Origin of the sequence: Methanoculleus sp. MH98A, assembly GCF_000691865.1 — an archaeon.
Classification (GTDB): domain Archaea; phylum Halobacteriota; class Methanomicrobia; order Methanomicrobiales; family Methanoculleaceae; genus Methanoculleus.
This window is the reverse complement of sequence record NZ_JMIO01000152.1, coordinates 1-1,200: the sequence shown is the minus strand read 5'-3', so window position 1 is coordinate 1,200 and position 1,200 is coordinate 1. Positions and strand designations below refer to the sequence as shown.

The following is a 1,200-nucleotide window of genomic DNA, read 5'->3' as shown; positions in this document are numbered from 1 at the left end:
TACATCTTCATATTCAGGGGTTTGAAGGGATGAACTCCTGATAAACTACTCATTTTCGGATATCGGTTGTTCCAGTCTGCTGATATCTTTCAGATACTTATGATAGTCGAAGTACATGGGAATTGTATCCTGGGCCTTCGTTTGCGTTCTTTTAAAGCCGAACTGCTCGTAAAAAGACTCCCTTCCCTGTTTTGAGTCCACGGTAATGATTCTGCAGCCAGTGTATTTTGACAGTTTTACTACGATACCGATCGCTTTCGCGACCATATGTGTGCCGATTCCTCTGCGCGCATAATCATCGTGAGTTGCAAGTCTTGCAATCTTTATCGCAGGATATCTTCTGGCTTCGAATCTCCCGTCGCCGTCTTCGCCCGTTATTGCATCCGCAAATATGCTGTCGTTCACCAGCGTGAAATATCCGACCAGAGTATCGTGATAATAGGCAAGCCTTGTCGACGCTAATCTTTCCTGCTGGTAATACAGTGCATCATCGCGGAGAAAATCGTTTAAGTCGTCATCTGAACATCGAAAAGAATGGAGATCCGATCCCTCTGAAAGGAAATCGAAGTGTAGTTCGTTTAGAGGGATCTTCATACTATACTGCTAAAGCTGCTCTTTTTCGGCCAACCGAACTGCTACCCGCATCATCTCACGTCCGCGTTGTGGCAGCTCTTCGTGGCCTTCCATATACCGGTGAAAACGCAGTGCATCCTCTCCGGTCAATTCCAGTCCAAGTTCCAACGGTTTCGCCATGATTCCAACGCCTCCTCACGGGGACAATTATGATATAGACAGTGGGTCGTTCTTCTGCTTGAAAAATATCATATCCTACCCGCTGTTGACATGCCTACTGTTAGTTTTCGGGCATATATATGTTTTGAGTTATCAAAAAATACGCCTAATGTGATAGAAGATTGATCGATTGTTGATTTTTTTCTTACTTTTGTTGAATATACGCAACCGTACAAATAACAGTTCAAGTGCAACTCTCTGCTTTGCACAGGAATATCCGGGCGTGATACTTGTGCAGCAACCTGCTGCATAAATTGCGCGGACCGCATGCATTGATCCCACGGTTTGTTTTCCTGAACGCTGCTCGTCGAAAATTCATATAAATGTCCTTGCCGACCAGTGCCGACATCAACAATCTGAGCGCAAATCCACTAAAAATTGTGCTTTGAAAAGAGAGTCGTCGTTTTA

General features: G+C 44.6%; 1 protein-coding gene. It reads right to left on the bottom strand.

Annotated elements, in window-relative coordinates; translation table 11 throughout:
* Positions 1–45: 45 nt before the first annotated feature.
* Complete coding sequence (locus EI28_RS12245) at positions 46–594, bottom strand: GNAT family N-acetyltransferase (RefSeq protein WP_048115216.1); 549 nt, start codon at positions 592–594, stop codon at positions 46–48.
* Between the last annotated feature and the right edge of the window lie 606 nt (positions 595–1,200).

Bases quoted from the DNA above. Each gene is read 5' to 3' on its own strand.
- EI28_RS12245 (WP_048115216.1), bottom strand. From the start codon at position 594: ATGAAGATCCCTCTAAACGAACTACACTTCGATTTCCTTTCAGAGGGA.